Raw genomic sequence first — 15,938 nt, 5'->3', positions numbered from 1 at the left:
TTTGCGCTCTTTGTGCTAAACTGGCCCACCGTTAGTGATATACACTCTCGGTTGGATAGTTAATTTGGCGAGATTATACGATGATCAAACAAAGGACACTTAAACGTATCGTTCAGGCGACGGGTGTCGGTTTACATACCGGCAAGAAAGTCACACTGACGTTACGCCCTGCGCCGGCCAATACCGGGGTCATCTATCGTCGCACCGACTTGAATCCACCGGTAGATTTTCCGGCCGATGCCAAATCTGTGCGTGATACTATGCTCTGTACTTGTCTGGTGAACGAGCATGACGTGCGGATTTCTACCGTAGAGCACCTGAACGCCGCCCTGGCGGGTCTGGGTATCGACAACATTATGGTTGAAGTCGATGCGCCAGAAATCCCGATCATGGACGGGAGTGCTGCTCCGTTCGTTTATTTGTTGCTGGATGCCGGCATCGAAGAACTGAACTGCGCGAAGAAATTTGTTCGCATTAAAGAGACCGTTCGCGTCGAAGATGGCGACAAATGGGCTGAATTCAAACCGTACAATGGTTTCTCGTTGGACTTCACCATCGATTTTAACCATCCGGCGATTGACTCCAGCACCCAGCGCTATGCGATGAACTTCTCTGCGGATGCGTTCATGCGTCAGATCAGCCGAGCACGTACCTTCGGCTTTATGCGTGATATCGAATATCTGCAATCCCGCGGCCTGTGCCTGGGCGGCAGCTTCGATTGTGCCATCGTTGTTGACGATTATCGCGTACTGAACGAAGACGGCCTGCGTTTTGAAGATGAATTTGTTCGTCACAAAATGCTGGACGCGATCGGCGACCTCTTCATGTGTGGTCACAACATCATTGGTGCCTTTACCGCGTTTAAATCCGGTCATGCACTGAACAACAAACTGTTGCAGGCCGTCCTGGCAAAACAGGAAGCCTGGGAATATGTGACCTTCGAAGACGAAGCTGAACTGCCGCTGGCGTTCAAAGCCCCGACTATGGTCCTGGCGTAACGGTTAAAACCGTTTCGTAAGAAAAGCGACTGGTTCACCTGGTACTCTCTCCGACCAGGGAAGCCAGTCGTTTTTATTTCTGCCCTTCTTTAATTTGTCCCTCTCACCCCTGGCTTGTGTCGGGTGCCGAATAACGGTGTGTTCGCTGCATTATTGACCGTTTTTACCTGCTGCAAGATGTCATTCCTGCTGTCGTGTATTGGCTTTAGTGGTAATATCTGGGCGCTAAAAAAGAATAACTGAACTCAGCCTGCACTGGCGGGCGAACGTGGTGGAGCAAGTGAGCGGAATACTGACGCGCTGGCGACAATTTGGCAGACGTTACTTCTGGCCGCATCTCTTATTGGGGATGGTCGCGGCGAGTTTCGGCTTGCCTGTGCTCAGCAACAGCGCAGACGCGGCCACGCCAGCACGTTCCACGACGACCAAACACGATCTCACCACGCGGGTTAACTTCACTAATCTCGCATGGCTTGAAGCCAGCCGTCGTCCCAATTTCTCCGTTGATTACTGGCAGCAACACGCGATTCGCACGGTTATCCGCCATCTGTCGTTCGCGATGGCGCCGCAGACGATGCCTGTTGCGGAAGAAACGCTGCCGGTCCAGGCGCAGCATCTTGCCCTGCTCGATACGCTTAATGCGCTGCTGACGCAGGACAACCAGCCGCCAGTGACCGTGAATCAGACGGCGAAAACGGATTTTGTTTCCCCTGCATCCTTCTCTGTTTCGACATGGATTAGCCAGGTTCACGGCATCCGTGCCGGGCCTCAACGCCTCAGCTAAATTAACCTTTTTCAATACCTTAATTTATCTGCCCGACTGGGGCGTTTGAGAATTTATTATGCTAATCAAATTGTTAACCAAAGTTTTTGGTAGTCGTAACGATCGTACCCTGCGCCGCATGCGCAAAGCTGTGAACGTCATCAACGGTATGGAACCGGCGATGGAGAAGCTCTCTGATGATGAGCTAAAAGCGAAAACTGCGGAGTTCCGCGCGCGTCTGGAGAAAGGTGAAACCTTAGAGAGCCTGATCCCGGAAGCCTTCGCCGTTGTACGTGAGGCCAGTAAACGCGTGTTCGGCATGCGTCACTTCGACGTGCAGCTGCTGGGCGGGATGGTGCTCAACGAGCGCTGCATCGCGGAAATGCGTACCGGTGAAGGTAAAACCCTGACTGCAACGCTGCCGGCTTACCTGAATGCGCTGACGGGTAAGGGCGTTCACGTTGTTACCGTCAACGACTATCTGGCGCAGCGCGACGCCGAAAACAACCGTCCGCTGTTCGAATTCCTCGGCATGACCGTGGGCATTAACATGTCCGGCCTGCCGGCACCTGCCAAGCGTGAAGCGTATAACGCGGATATCACCTACGGCACCAACAACGAATACGGCTTCGACTACCTGCGTGACAACATGGCGTTCAGCCCGGAAGAGCGTGTCCAGCGTAAGCTGCACTATGCGCTGGTGGATGAGGTTGACTCCATTCTGATCGATGAAGCGCGTACCCCGCTGATCATCTCCGGCCCGGCTGAAGACAGCTCCGAGATGTACCGTAAAGTCGACAAAATCATTCCTCACCTGCTGCGTCAGGAGAAAGAAGACTCCGATACCTTCCAGGGTGAAGGTCACTTCTCCGTGGATGAAAAAGCGCGTCAGGTCAACCTGACCGAACGCGGCCTGGTGAAAATCGAAGAGCTGCTGGTGGCTGAAGGCATTATGGAAGAGGGCGAGTCTCTGTACTCCCCGAGCAACATCATGCTGATGCACCACGTAACGGCTGCACTGCGCGCGCACGCCCTGTTCACCCGCGACGTTGACTACATCGTTAAAGACGGCGAAGTTATCATCGTCGATGAACACACCGGCCGTACCATGCAGGGACGTCGCTGGTCCGATGGCCTGCACCAGGCCGTGGAAGCGAAAGAAGGCGTGGATATTCAAAACGAAAACCAGACGCTGGCATCCATCACCTTCCAGAACTACTTCCGTCTGTACGAGAAGCTGGCGGGGATGACCGGTACCGCAGATACCGAAGCGTTTGAGTTCAGCTCCATCTATAAGCTGGATACCGTGGTAGTACCTACCAACCGTCCGATGATCCGTAAGGATATGCCGGACCTGGTATACATGACTGAAGCGGAAAAAATTCAGGCGATCATCGAAGATATTCGCGAACGTACCGCGAAGGGCCAGCCGGTACTGGTGGGGACCATCTCCATCGAGAAATCCGAAGTGGTATCTAACGAGCTGACCAAAGCAGGCATCAAACACAACGTTCTGAACGCCAAGTTCCACGCTAAAGAAGCAGATATCGTTGCGCAGGCGGGTTACCCGGCTGCCGTAACCATCGCCACCAACATGGCGGGTCGTGGTACCGATATTATGCTCGGCGGTAGCTGGCAGGCCGAAGTGGCGGAGCTGGAAAACCCAACCCCAGAGCAAATCGCGCAGATCAAAGCCGACTGGCAGGTGCGTCACGACGCGGTGCTGGCATCCGGTGGTCTGCACATCATTGGTACCGAGCGTCATGAATCTCGTCGTATCGATAACCAGCTGCGCGGTCGTGCGGGCCGTCAGGGTGATGCCGGTTCTTCCCGCTTCTATCTGTCTATGGAAGATGCGCTGATGCGTATTTTCGCCTCTGACCGTGTGTCCGGCATGATGCGTAAACTGGGCATGAAACCTGGCGAAGCGATCGAGCACCCGTGGGTTACCAAAGCGATTGCCAACGCCCAGCGTAAAGTGGAAAGCCGTAACTTCGATATTCGTAAGCAACTGCTGGAATATGATGACGTGGCCAACGACCAGCGTCGTGCGATCTACACCCAGCGTAACGAACTGCTGGATGTGTCCGACGTGAGTGAAACCATCAACAGCATTCGCGAAGATGTGTTCAAGGCCACTATCGACGCGCACATTCCGCCGCAGTCTCTGGAAGAGATGTGGGATATCGAAGGTTTGCAGGAACGTCTGAAAAACGACTTCGATCTCGAACTGCCAATCAAAGAGTGGCTGGACAAAGAGCCTGAGCTGCACGAAGAGACCCTGCGCGAGCGTATCTACGAAACCGCGCTGGAGGTCTACAAGCGTAAGGAAGAAGTGGTTGGCGCAGAGATGATGCGTCACTTCGAGAAAGGCGTAATGTTGCAGACCCTGGACTCCCTGTGGAAAGAGCACCTGGCGGCAATGGACTACCTGCGTCAGGGTATCCACCTGCGTGGTTATGCGCAGAAAGATCCTAAGCAGGAGTACAAGCGTGAATCCTTCTCCATGTTTGCCGCCATGCTGGAGTCGCTGAAGTATGAAGTTATCAGCACCCTGAGCAAAGTTCAGGTGCGTATGCCGGAAGAAGTGGAAGCGATGGAGCAGCAGCGTCGTGAAGAAGCTGAGCGTCTGGCACAGATGCAGCAGCTGAGCCATCAGACCGATGAAAGCGAAGCCGCAGCGGCAATCGCAGCGCAGACGGGCGATCGTAAAGTCGGTCGTAACGATCCGTGCCCATGCGGTTCCGGCAAAAAATACAAGGCGTGCCACGGCCGTCTGAGCTAAGAACATAACAAACTGAAAAGGCGCAGATATCTGCGCCTTTTTTATGGAAGTGACATGATGAAAACACTGCAAATTGCTGTCGGGATTATTCGCAACCCGCAAAATCAGATCTTTATAACCCAACGCGCCGCCGATGCGCACATGGCGAACAAATGGGAATTTCCGGGCGGGAAAATTGAATCCGGTGAAACGCCGGAGCAGGCGCTGGTGCGCGAGCTTCAGGAAGAGGTCGGCATTACTCCGATTGGCGCAACGCTGTTTGATAAGCTTGAATACCAGTTTCCGGACAGGCATATCACGCTGTGGTTCTGGCTGGTGGAAAGCTGGGAAGGTGAACCGTGGGGTAAAGAGGGGCAACCGGGGGGCTGGGTTACGCTTCACGCGAGTGATGCCGAAAAATTTCCTCCGGCAAATGCGCCCGTCATATCCCGGCTAACGGGCAACCTGTAGGCCTGCTGAGCGAAGCGCCAGCAGGCTTCAAAGGTTACTGCTGGTTTTCGCTCCAGTCATCGCTATCCGAGAGATCGCCTTCGCTCGGAATGCGTTTCTCTTCCGCCGCCCATTCACCCAGGTCTATAAGCTGACAGCGCTTACAGCAGAATGGGCGAAATGGACTCACTTCTCCCCAGACGACAGTTTTCCCACAGGTTGGGCAGTTTACGGTGGTTACGTCAGACATTGGCACTCCTTAACAACAGGCCAGTTCAAAATCGAGGCGTTCCGGCACGGTGCCATGTTCACTGTCCAGCGGCATAAAGCGGATCGCGAAACGGCTTTTATGCCCGGAAATTTGCGGATAAAGCTGCTCGCCAAGAGACAGATTCAGGCGCAGAAGATCGGCGTCGTCACCGTTATCCTGATAAAAACCGTTGAGACTGGTTTGTTTGCGGAACGGGGCCGAGTTACGTACAAGATCGAGGATCAGCGATAACGTCTGATTCATCGGCTCCAGGCTGCCCAGCCAGCTGTTCACCTGGCGATCGCGCTGTTCCTGTGGCATGTGCAGCCACATATGCAGCGTTGGCAGGTCAAAGCTACAGCATCCGCCCGGTATGCTCAGGCGCTGGCGCACCAGCGCAATCAGACGATCCTCTCGTAAAAACTGGCCAACGCGCGGCGCGGCCATCAGCGTCGTGCTGCTGTTTTTCAGCTGCTGGCGTAAAGCGTCAATTCGACTTTGATCCACGCCCGGTACTTCGGCCCAGGCCTGTAATTTTCGCTGCTGGCGCTCCAGCTCTTTCAACAGCTCAGTGCGGACGTCGCCGCGTTCAATCACATCCAGCAGATCGCCCACGTTGCGGAAAAAATGCAGCGCGGTGGCGTGATCGTTGACAGGCAGATGTTGTGAAAGCTGTTGAATAAGAAATTCTATGCGTAGCCAGGTACGCATTTTTTCGTTAAGCGGGTGCTCAAAAAGGATATGAGTCGACATTATGGTTTTTCCTGTGCAACGGCCTGCGCGGCGAAGGTCAGATACTGCGCGTGCAGACGAGCAACATCCGATGCAATGGCATCTGGTGCGCCGTTATTATCAATAACATCATCCGCAACGGCGAGGCGCGCTTCGCGCGTGGCCTGTGCGGCAAGAATTTGTTCAGCATGCTCGCGTGAAACATGGTCACGCGCCATGGTTCTCTGGATTTGCGTTTCGCGGGAAACGTCAATCACCAGCGTTCTGTCTGCTTTATGCTGAAGCTGATTTTCCACCAGTAACGGGACCACCCACAACACATAGGGCGAACGGGCTGCGGCAATCTGACGCTGAGTTTCCTGGTGGATAATGGGGTGGAGCAGGGCATTAAGCCAGGCTTTTTCCGAAGAATCAGAAAATATGCACTCACGCAGCTGCCGACGATTCAGGGTGCCGTCAGCCTGTATCACACGGCGACCAAAATGCGCTTCGATGGCGTTTAAGGCGGGTGTATTGGGTTCTACCACCTGACGGGCAATGATATCGGCGTCGATAATCGTGATGCCGAGACGAGCAAACGCGTGCGCAACGGTGCTTTTACCACTACCGATGCCGCCGGTTAATGCGACGATATACCCCATTAAATCAGATCCTGGGAATTATTCAGTTTTAAAATCAGTTGCTTAAAATTCAAACTTACAACAGCCAATGTTTAGCTCTCTTTACCCGCTTTTAACCAGGTAAATTTATAGGATTGTAGCGTAAAAAAAGAGAATTTCGCAGTCTTGCGGAGCAGGTATTAGTGCGTATGATAGCGTCACTGGAGTTGTGCTTTTAATATATTTGCCTCTAACCCCAGGAATCCGCACATGCGTATCGAAGAAGATCTGAAGTTAGGTTTCAAAGACGTTCTTATCCGCCCTAAACGCTCTACACTGAAAAGTCGCTCAGACGTTGAACTCGAACGTCAATTCACCTTTAAGCATTCCGGTCAGACATGGTCTGGCGTGCCGATTATCGCGGCCAACATGGACACCGTCGGGACCTTCGAGATGGCGACCGCACTGGCGCAATTCGACATCCTTACTGCGGTACACAAACATTACAGCGCTGAAGAGTGGGATGCGTTTGTCGCCTCCGCCTCGGCTGACGTGGTGAAGCATGTGATGGTCTCGACCGGTACGTCTGATGCAGATTTCGAGAAAACCAAACAGATCCTGAACGCCAATCCGGCGCTGAATTTTGTCTGCATTGACGTGGCAAATGGTTATTCCGAGCATTTCGTTCAGTTCGTCAGCAAGGCACGTGAGGCCTGGCCAACCAAAACCATCATTGCGGGCAACGTGGTGACCGGTGAAATGTGTGAAGAGCTGATCCTCTCCGGGGCCGACATTGTGAAAGTGGGCATTGGCCCGGGGTCCGTTTGCACCACGCGCGTGAAAACCGGTGTGGGTTATCCGCAGCTGTCTGCGGTAATTGAATGCGCTGACGCTGCACACGGTCTGGGCGGCCAGATCATCAGCGACGGTGGCTGCACCATGCCAGGCGATGTCGCGAAAGCCTTCGGCGGCGGCGCGGATTTCGTGATGCTCGGCGGCATGCTGGCAGGCCACGAAGAGAGCGGCGGTACCGTGGTGGAAGAGAACGGCGAGAAATTCATGCTGTTCTACGGAATGAGCTCTGAATCTGCGATGACCCGTCACGTGGGTGGTGTCGCAAAATACCGTGCGGCGGAAGGCAAAACCGTTAAGCTGCCACTGCGCGGTCCGGTAGAAAACACGGCGCGCGATATCCTCGGCGGTCTGCGTTCTGCCTGCACCTACGTTGGGGCTTCCCGCCTGAAAGAGCTGACGAAACGCACGACGTTTATCCGCGTTCAGGAGCAGGAAAACCGCGTATTCAATAGCCTCTGACGGCTACGGCTGGCGCGCGCCCGTGCGCCAGCATTACCCCACGCTCATTGCATCCCCCAGATGGAAAATCGGCAGATACATTGCCACCACCAGCGTGCCGATAATCAGTCCCGTCACGACCAGTAGCAAAGGCTCAAGAAGCGCCGCCAGATTGTCTGCCTGCTGAAATGTCTGTTCCGTATGATGGCGGGCCAGATTCATCAGCATCACGTCCAGTGAACCCGACACTTCTCCGGTGCGAATGAGCTGAATACACAGTGGTGTAAAAACAGAGGCCTTCTGGAAGGAGGACCACACGGGCATTCCCTGTTCGATATCGCTGCGTATCTCACGGATTTTCTCCTGCCAGTAGCCCCTCTCAACGCTCTCCTCCACACTCTCCAGTCCTTGTAAAAAGGCAATTCCGGCCTGCTGGGTTAATGACAGCACGGTAAAAATCTGCCCCAGTTTTTGCCCGCGCGTCAGCGTGCCCATCACCGGTACGTGTAGCAAGACATACTGCCAGCGTGGATGACGCCGCAGCTTACAGGCGATGACAACCATTGCCGCGAGCAGGGCCAAAAGGGTGGGGATATGCGCCTGAACCAGGGCCGCCAGCCCCATGACTGCCTGCGTGAGCAAAGGGAGCGGGGTGTTGAACGTTTTGTAGATTGCAGCAAACTCAGGCAAAACCAGCGTGACCATCGCCAGCACCACGAAAACGGCCAGCGTCAGGATGATCAGCGGATAGCGCAGCGCTTTCTTCACCTTTGCACTGAGCTGCTGCTGGGATTTTTGTTGCTGCGCAAGCTGACGGCAGCAGGCTTCGAGCTTACCCGTCAGCTCACCCGTCTTCACCATTGAGACATAAAGAGGGCTAAACACCTCTGGCCATTTCTTCATGGCCTCTGACAGGGCGCAACCTTCGCTCAGATCATCCGCAAGACAGTGCAGCAGCGCCTGCCAGTGCTGCAAAGGGTGCTGTTCCGCCAGCATGTGCAGGCTTTGGGACAGCGTGAGTCCGGCCTGTAGCAGCGTGGCGAGCTGGCGAAAAATATCGTAGCAGTGCTGCACCTGCCATCGGTGGCGCTGCTGGCAGCGTTTCAGCGCCAGCGGGTGCAGCTGTTTAAGCACCAGAGCCGTGTAAGCTGCGTTACGGTCGATGGCCCAGAGGGTGCCGGTTTGCACCTCCCCCTCGGTGGTCAGGGCACGCCAGCGCCAGAGCGAATTAGCAGCCATCGGGCATTCCCAGAACGCGCAACAGCTCTTCGAGCGTGGTCAGCCCTTGCTCTACGGCCATGCAGCCATGCTCAAACAAAGAGGTCATTCCCGCCTGACGAGCGCTGGACCCAATCACCTCCGTGCTTGCTCCGCTGGCGATGGCCTGCCGCAGCGTGTCGTCGATGACGAGCACTTCAAAAATGGCTACGCGACCATAAAAACCGTGGTAGCAGCGATCGCAGCCGGTGGGTTGCCAGCGAGGAAGCGGCCGGGGCCACAGCGTGCGGGGTAATTCGGTGTGGCGGCTGGCTTCCTGTCGGCAGTACGGGCATAAACGGCGCACCAGCCGCTGGGCAATCACCATCGAGAGTGCCGACGAGATCATCCAGCGCGCGACGCCCATCTGTTGCAACCGCACCAGCGTTTCAGTCGTCGAATTAGTATGGAGGGTGGACAGCACCAGATGCCCGGTTTGCGCCGCCTTAATGGCAATTTCTGCCGTTTCGCCGTCACGAATTTCACCCACCATAATGATGTCAGGATCCTGCCTGAGCAGGGCACGCAGCACGCTCTGGAAGGTCAGCCCCGCGCGCGGATTAATCTGCGTCTGGTTTAAACCAGCAAGCGGGATTTCAACGGGATCTTCCACGCTGCAAATATTGACGTCAGGGGTATTTCGCGCCTGTAACGCGCTGTACAGCGTCACCGTTTTCCCGCTACCGGTCGGGCCGGTGACCAGAATCAACCCCTGAGGGCTGTTAAGCGCCGCGGCAAAACGGGCCTGCTGGTCTGCGCTCATCCCCAGCTGTTCAAGCTCCAGCGCCTGCTGTACCTGGTGAAGCAGACGAAGCACGATTTTTTCTCCACCGCTACAGGGAAGGGTTGCGATACGAAAAGAGACGGGGACGCTTGCCAGCTCCACCGTAAACTGACCGTCCTGCGGCAGGCGGCGCTCCGCAATATCCAGCTGGCCCAGCACCTTCAGGCGTGCGGCAAGCGTCGTTCCGAGGGCGGTGGAAATCGGCGGTTGCGGGTAGAGAACACCGTCGATTCGCAAACGGATTTGGTAGCCGTGCTCCGTCGGTTCAATATGGATATCAGAAGCCCGCTGGTTCACTGCCTGCTGCAACGTTGTACTGAGCACGTCAGCGGCTGAGTTTGGCGCTATGCCCGGCAGGTGTGATGATGAGAGGGACTGAAGCCGTTTTTCCATCCGTTCGGCCGTCCAGCACTCAATATCAATACGTTTCTGCGTGGCGAAGCGTAACGCTTCCATCAGCTCAGAGGCAGGATTACCCACTACCGCAATGCTGATCATGTCGGTGTCGCTTGCGAGTAGCAGTGCGTGATGGCGCTGACAGAGCGTCATAAGCTGTTCAGTATTCATTGTCCACTCCTGTCAGTTGTTATCGAAGCGGAAAACATCTTCACAGGCTTGTCTGAGCGCCGTGTCGGACGCAATTTTGCAGTCACGCGTCCAGCCCGTCATTCCGTTACCGTCGCTCCAGATCGGTGTCATGAGCACTTCAAGTCCGTTAAGGCTTTCCTGCCCTGTTAACGATACGACCCCCTTCGCCACGCTCATCGCTGAAACGTAACGTGTGGTTGTCGGGGAGGGGATGCCATTGGTGCCTGCGTCGCAGCGATCCACACCACCACGATCCAGGGCGCAAAGCTCAATGGCGGTGCGGTAGGGGATGAACGTTTGCAGCATATCGGTGAGCGCCGCTTTTCGCAGGTAGTTCTGATAGGCCGGGACGCCAATCGCGCTCAGGATGGCAATAATGCCAATGACCACCATTAGCTCAATCAGGGTAAATCCTTGTTGTCTGTTCATGTCTGCTCCTTATGTTAAGTGGCGCTACTGTGGCAATGACTGCGCGCAGAAACGAGGGGCAAAAGCGTGAACGTGAAGGGGCTTTCAGGGAAATGATGCAGTGTTGCAGAGAAGGACAGCGTAATTGCGAGCGGTTTCGTATTTCCCCTCTCCGGGCGGAGAGGGGAGGCTAATTTATTTGAAGCGCATCGAGAGGTCGAGGGCGCGGACGTGCTTGGTCAGGGCGCCAACGGAGATGTAATCGACGCCGGTTTCAGCAAATTCGCGGATGGTGTCGAACGTCACGTTGCCGGACACCTCAAGCTGCGCCTGGCCGTTTGTGCGTTTGACCGCTTCACGCATCTGCTCCGTGTCGAAGTTATCGAGCATGATGATGTCAGCCCCCGCTTTAATGGCCTCGTCCAGCTCCTCCAGCGTTTCCACTTCCACTTCGACTGGGACATCCGGATGCAGCCAGAAGGCCTTTTCCACGGCCTGACGCACCGAGCCAGAGGCAATAATGTGGTTCTCTTTGATCAGGAAGGCATCGGAGAGCCCCAGACGATGGTTGGCGCCGCCACCGCAGAGTACCGCGTATTTCAGCGCGGTGCGCAGGCCCGGCAGGGTTTTACGGGTATCCAGCAGCTGCGTGCGGGTGCCTGCCAGCAGGTCAACGTAGCGGCGTACTTCACTGGCAACGCCAGAGAGCGTTTGCACAAAATTGAGCGCGGTGCGTTCACCGGTCAGCAAGACGCGGGACGGGCCGTCCAGCTCGAACAGTGGCTGATTCGCCGTGACCGCATCACCGTCTTCAACGTGCCATGTTACCTGCACCTCGTCGCCTGCCAGCTGGGTAAAGACCTCCTCAACCCAGCGTTTGCCGCAGAAAACCCCCGCTTCGCGGGTGATGATCACCGCATGCGAGCGTGTCTCTTTTGGCAACAATTGGGCGGTAATATCGTTATCGGCGCTGACGTCACCGCCGAGATCTTCTTTCAGGGCATGGGCAACGCTTGCCGGGATATCACTATTAATACGTTCCAGAAGCGCGTCACGTCGGTGGTCGGGGTTATAGCGGCGAGGCGGCATGATAAAACTCCAAATTGGTAACGAATCATAATATTGAAACATGCTACTCTGAACCGAGTAACAGCACCATAGATAAGGAGTTCCAGCATGTTGTTAGAAAACGGATGGCTGGTGGACGCGCGGCATGTACCGTCGCCGCACCACGACTGCCGCCCGGAGGATGAAAAGCCCACACTGCTGGTGGTTCATAATATTAGTCTCCCGCCGGGTGAGTTTGGCGGTCCGTGGATCGATGCGTTATTCACTGGAACGATAGATCCCGATGCCCACCCCTTCTTTGCTGAGATTGCGCATCTGCGCGTCTCGGCACACTGTCTGATCCGTCGTGATGGCGAAGTGGTTCAGTATGTTCCTTTTGACAAGCGTGCCTGGCATGCCGGCGTGTCGATGTATCAGGGGCGCGAGCGGTGCAATGATTTCTCCATTGGAATTGAACTGGAAGGAACGGACACCACGCCTTACACCGATGCGCAATATGAGAAACTGGTTGCTGTAACGCAAACGTTAATCGGGCGCTATCCCGCTATTGCAGACAATATTACAGGGCACAGCGACATCGCCCCTGAAAGAAAAAACGACCCCGGCCCGGCGTTTGACTGGTCCCGGTTTCACGCCATGCTTACCACGTCGTCAGATAAGGAGATAACATGACGTTGTTTACCATGCTGCTGGTTATGATCGCTGAACGCCTGTTTAAGCTCGGCGAGCACTGGCATCTGGATCATCGGCTGGAGGTGTTATTCCGCCGCATCAGGCATTTTTCCATGCTGCGCACGCTGCTGATGGCGGCAGGCGTGATGGCGATTACGTTCCTGTTGCTGCGCTCGCTTTACGGCCTCTTTTTCAACGTGCCGCTGCTGGTGGTGTGGATCCTGCTCGGCGTGTTGTGTATTGGCGCGGGCAAGGTGCGTTTGCACTATCACGCGTATCTGAAAGCCGCTTCCCGGGATGATGCCCACGCGCGTGGGGCGATGGCGAGCGAGCTGACGATGATCCATGGCGTACCGCCGGACTGCGATGAACGCGAGTTTCTGCGCGAGCTGCAAAACGCGCTGCTGTGGATCAACTTCCGTTACTACCTGGCGCCGCTGTTCTGGTTTGTGGTGGGCGGACCCTGGGGGCCGGTACTGCTGATGGGTTACGCGTTCCTGCGTGCCTGGCAGACCTGGCTTGCCCGCTATCTTACGCCGCATGAACGTCTACAGTCCGGCATTGATGCCATCCTGCACGTGCTCGACTGGCTTCCGGTGCGTCTGGTAGGCGTGGTCTATGCCCTCATCGGTCACGGTGAAAAGGCGCTGCCCGCGTGGTTTGTCTCCCTTGCAGACCGCCATACCTCGCAGTATCAGGTTTTAACCCGACTGGCACAGTTCTCGCTGGCGCGTGAGCCGCACACGGACAAAGTCGCAACGCCAAAGGCTGCCGTCTCGATGGCAAAGAAAACGTCGTTTGTGGTGGTGGTGATTGTGGCGCTGCTGACGATTTACGGCACGCTGGTCTAAGCCAGCGCGCCGAAGCCGTTACAGCGTATCCGCGGGCGGGATGCCGAAGTCAGGCATCCCGTTTTCGTTCCAGCGGACGAGTTTCAGGCGAGTATGGCGATTGGGATCGTAAAGCGGATCGCCTTCAATTTCAGTGTAGTTTCGCGCGTGGTAGACCAGCACATCTTCGCCTTCCGGCGTCTGCGTAAAGCTGTTATGGCCTGGCCCATACTGACGGTTTTCGTAGCTGGTGACGAACACCGGGCGCGGGGATTTATGCCAGTTAGCCGGGTTTTGCGGATCGGCATTCAGGTCTGCCCACAGTAATCCCATGCAGTAGTTCTCGTCGGTGGCGCTGGCGGAATAGCTGATAAACAGCTTATCGCCATGGAACAGCACCGCCGGGCCTTCGTTGACCCAGAACCCGCGGCACTCCCAGTCATATTCCGGTTTACTGAGCATCACCGGCTCGCCTTTCAGCGTCCACGGATTTTCCATTTCACACAGGTAAAGATTGGAGTTACCGGAAATATCCGGGGCTTTTTGCGCCCACAGATACCAGCGTTTACCCTGATGAACAAAGGTGGTGGCATCCAGCGCGAAGGTGTCAAACGGGGTTTTGATTTGCCCTTTTTCCACCCACGTACCGGTGAGCGGATCGCCGTCAGCGCATTCAATGGCAAACATGCGATGCTGGAACATCCCGAGCTGATCGAGCGCCTGGGTATGCGTGGCGGCAAAATAGATGTACCACCTGCCGTCGATATGATGCAGTTCCGGTGCCCAGATCAGCTGGCTCATCGGGCCGGTGTCGGGCTTGCGCCAGACAATCACCTCTTCGGCATCGCGTAAACCTTCCAGCGAGTCCGCGCGGCGGATCGCCAGCCGATCGTACTCCGGCACGGAGGCGATAAAGTAATATTGCCCATCGTGACGCAGGATATACGGGTCGGCGCGTTGTTCAATAAACGGGTTTGGCCAGGTTTGCATTCGGCTTTCCTTATTTAGTCTCAGCGGCTTTGAGTTCCTGATAATCGTTCAGCTCGCGATAGTTGGTGCGACGCTTTTCCAGATCGGACTGGATCTGCTTCATGGTCTCACGGTCCACTTTCAGCAGACGTACTACGCCCGCGGTAATTAAGTATCCAATGCCGGGAATGACGGTAAACAGCAGCACGATGCCGTTAATGGCGTCCGCGCTCTGCGCTTTTGCGCCCGCGTCGTAGCCGTACCAGGAGAGCAGGAAGCCGACCATTGCCCCGGCAATCGCCAGACCCAGCTTCAGGAAGAAGATGTTGCCGGAGAAGCTGATCCCGGTGATGCGTTTCCCGGTTTTCCATTCACCGTAGTCGTCCACGTCGGCCATCAGCGACCAGTGCAGCGGGGATGGGATCTGGTGCAGGATGTTCAGCAGGACGTAGAGCACGACAATGGTTGTCGTCGCTTTCGGGTCGAAGAAGTAGAAGGCGCAGGAGAAAATCGCCAGCACGATGTTGGTCCAGAAAAAGACCTTCAGCTTACACCAGCGGTCGGTCAGCACTTTCGCCAGCATACTGCCGAACATCATGCCGACCACGCCCAGGCTGATAAACAGCGTGGCGAAATGGGTGCTTTGCCCCATGACCCAGGTGACGTAATACATGGTGGCCGCCATGCGGATAAAGCCAGGGCAGACGTTGCACAGGGTTAACAGCAGGATCCGCACCCACTGGTCGTTCTTCCACACGTCTTTCAGGTCGTTTTTCAGTTCGTCATGGGTTTGCACCGCCGGACGTACGCGCTCGCGCACCGTGGCGAAGCAGAACAGGAACATGCAGGTACCAATCAGCGCCAGCACGGTCATCGCCATCTGGTAGCCTTTGGCTTTGTTATCCCCACCAAACCAGTCGGCCATCGGCAGGAGCGTTAGCGACAGCAGCAGCGTGGCGATACCAACCATAACAAAACGGTAGGACTGGCAGGCAACACGCTCTTTCGGGTCGTTGGTGATCACGCCGCCGAGCGAGCAGTACGGAATGTTGATGGCGGTATAGGTCAGTGACAGCAGGAAGTAGGTGACAAAGGCATAGATAACTTTGCTGTTATAGCTCCACTCCGGCGTGGTGAACATCAGAATGCTGAACAGCGCATAGGGGAAGGCAATCCACAGAAGCCATGGACGAAACCGGCCATATTTGCTGCGGGTACGGTCGGCAATCGCGCCCATGATCGGGTCCGTGACGGCATCAATGACGCGTACGGACAGGAGTAAAACGCCAACCAGTGCAGGAGCCAGACCAAAAATATCCGTATAAAAATAGTTAACAAATAACATGATGGCGCCAAAGATAATGTTGCATCCGGCGTCACCCATGCCATAGCCGATCTTTTCTTTTACTGACAGTTTGTTGTTATTCATCGACAGCTCTCCGGGTTTCGGTATGGAGAGAATTATTCGCTGGCAAACGAATATATGCGTTGCAATATAAAGGCGGTGATATGG

The 15,938-nt window shown here is 55.6% G+C and carries 16 protein-coding genes; 7 read left to right on the top strand and 9 right to left on the bottom strand.

Going from position 1 to position 15,938, the window contains the following annotated elements; translation table 11 throughout:
* Nucleotides 1-80 precede the first annotated feature (80 nt).
* From lpxC to mutT, 4 genes are all read left to right on the top strand, one after another.
* The gene (gene lpxC, locus RHN82_RS05785; RefSeq protein ID WP_003856337.1) at nt 81-998 is read left to right on the top strand and encodes a UDP-3-O-acyl-N-acetylglucosamine deacetylase; all 918 of its coding nucleotides are present in this window, start codon (nt 81-83) and stop codon (nt 996-998) included.
* A 280-nt stretch (nt 999-1,278) separates the two neighbouring features.
* Nucleotides 1,279-1,782 (top strand): secA translation cis-regulator SecM, encoded by a 504-nt coding sequence (gene secM, locus RHN82_RS05780; RefSeq protein WP_047051373.1) that lies wholly within the window; start codon nt 1,279-1,281, stop codon nt 1,780-1,782.
* Between the two features lie 58 nt (nt 1,783-1,840).
* On the top strand, nt 1,841-4,546 hold the full coding sequence (gene secA, locus RHN82_RS05775) for a preprotein translocase subunit SecA (protein ID WP_047051311.1): 2,706 nt from the start codon (nt 1,841-1,843) through the stop codon (nt 4,544-4,546).
* Nucleotides 4,547-4,603: 57 nt separating this feature from the next.
* A complete protein-coding gene (gene mutT / locus RHN82_RS05770) occupies nt 4,604-4,996 on the top strand; it encodes an 8-oxo-dGTP diphosphatase MutT (RefSeq protein ID WP_026094401.1) in 393 nt (130 codons plus the stop codon).
* Between the two features lie 34 nt (nt 4,997-5,030).
* Here the strand turns inward: mutT and yacG are convergent, their stop codons facing one another.
* From yacG to coaE, 3 genes are read right to left on the bottom strand one after another with little or no spacing between them, the layout of a single operon-like run.
* Complete coding sequence (gene yacG / locus RHN82_RS05765) at nt 5,031-5,225, bottom strand: DNA gyrase inhibitor YacG (protein ID WP_003856332.1); 195 nt, start codon at nt 5,223-5,225, stop codon at nt 5,031-5,033.
* Between the two features lie 9 nt (nt 5,226-5,234).
* A complete protein-coding gene (zapD, locus tag RHN82_RS05760; RefSeq protein WP_015572676.1) occupies nt 5,235-5,978 on the bottom strand; it encodes a cell division protein ZapD in 744 nt (247 codons plus the stop codon).
* Nucleotides 5,978-6,598, bottom strand: coding sequence for a dephospho-CoA kinase (gene coaE / locus RHN82_RS05755; RefSeq protein ID WP_017694512.1), 621 nt, complete (start codon nt 6,596-6,598; stop codon nt 5,978-5,980). The genes zapD and coaE overlap by 1 nt, the downstream gene beginning before the upstream one ends.
* 228 nt (nt 6,599-6,826) lie before the next feature.
* Between coaE and RHN82_RS05750 the strand changes: the two genes are divergently transcribed.
* Nucleotides 6,827-7,870, top strand: a complete 1,044-nt coding sequence (locus tag RHN82_RS05750; RefSeq protein WP_017383777.1) for a GMP reductase — start codon at nt 6,827-6,829, stop codon at nt 7,868-7,870.
* Nucleotides 7,871-7,903: 33 nt separating this feature from the next.
* On the opposite strand, the gene hofC is transcribed toward RHN82_RS05750, so the two are convergent.
* From hofC to nadC, 4 genes are all read right to left on the bottom strand, one after another.
* Nucleotides 7,904-9,088, bottom strand: coding sequence for a protein transport protein HofC (gene hofC, locus RHN82_RS05745; protein WP_047051309.1), 1,185 nt, complete (start codon nt 9,086-9,088; stop codon nt 7,904-7,906).
* A complete protein-coding gene (gene gspE, locus RHN82_RS05740; protein ID WP_047051308.1) occupies nt 9,078-10,457 on the bottom strand; it encodes a type II secretion system protein GspE in 1,380 nt (459 codons plus the stop codon). The genes hofC and gspE overlap by 11 nt, the downstream gene beginning before the upstream one ends.
* Before the next feature lie 12 nt (nt 10,458-10,469).
* On the bottom strand, nt 10,470-10,907 hold the full coding sequence (ppdD, locus tag RHN82_RS05735) for a prepilin peptidase-dependent pilin (protein WP_017383774.1): 438 nt from the start codon (nt 10,905-10,907) through the stop codon (nt 10,470-10,472).
* Between the two features lie 174 nt (nt 10,908-11,081).
* Complete coding sequence (gene nadC, locus RHN82_RS05730) at nt 11,082-11,975, bottom strand: carboxylating nicotinate-nucleotide diphosphorylase (protein ID WP_015572681.1); 894 nt, start codon at nt 11,973-11,975, stop codon at nt 11,082-11,084.
* 87 nt (nt 11,976-12,062) lie between these two features.
* Between nadC and ampD the strand changes: the two genes are divergently transcribed.
* Together ampD and ampE are read left to right on the top strand one after the other, a co-directional pair.
* Nucleotides 12,063-12,626, top strand: a complete 564-nt coding sequence (gene ampD, locus RHN82_RS05725) for a 1,6-anhydro-N-acetylmuramyl-L-alanine amidase AmpD (RefSeq protein ID WP_047051307.1) — start codon at nt 12,063-12,065, stop codon at nt 12,624-12,626.
* A complete protein-coding gene (ampE, locus tag RHN82_RS05720) occupies nt 12,623-13,477 on the top strand; it encodes a beta-lactamase regulator AmpE (RefSeq protein WP_003856320.1) in 855 nt (284 codons plus the stop codon). Before ampD ends, ampE begins: the two co-directional genes overlap by 4 nt.
* 18 nt (nt 13,478-13,495) lie before the next feature.
* Here the strand turns inward: ampE and RHN82_RS05715 are convergent, their stop codons facing one another.
* Both RHN82_RS05715 and RHN82_RS05710 read right to left on the bottom strand, forming a co-directional pair.
* Entirely contained in the window at nt 13,496-14,446 is a 951-nt protein-coding gene (locus tag RHN82_RS05715) for a family 43 glycosylhydrolase (RefSeq protein ID WP_047051306.1), read from the bottom strand.
* Between the two features lie 10 nt (nt 14,447-14,456).
* The gene (locus RHN82_RS05710) at nt 14,457-15,854 is read right to left on the bottom strand and encodes a glycoside-pentoside-hexuronide (GPH):cation symporter (protein WP_047051305.1); all 1,398 of its coding nucleotides are present in this window, start codon (nt 15,852-15,854) and stop codon (nt 14,457-14,459) included.
* Nucleotides 15,855-15,938: the final 84 nt, after the last annotated feature.

It is taken from the genome of Enterobacter cloacae complex sp. EB5, assembly GCF_031432835.1.
Lineage (GTDB): Bacteria > Pseudomonadota > Gammaproteobacteria > Enterobacterales > Enterobacteriaceae > Enterobacter > Enterobacter hormaechei_C.
This window is presented reverse-complemented; position numbering and strand designations above follow the sequence as displayed.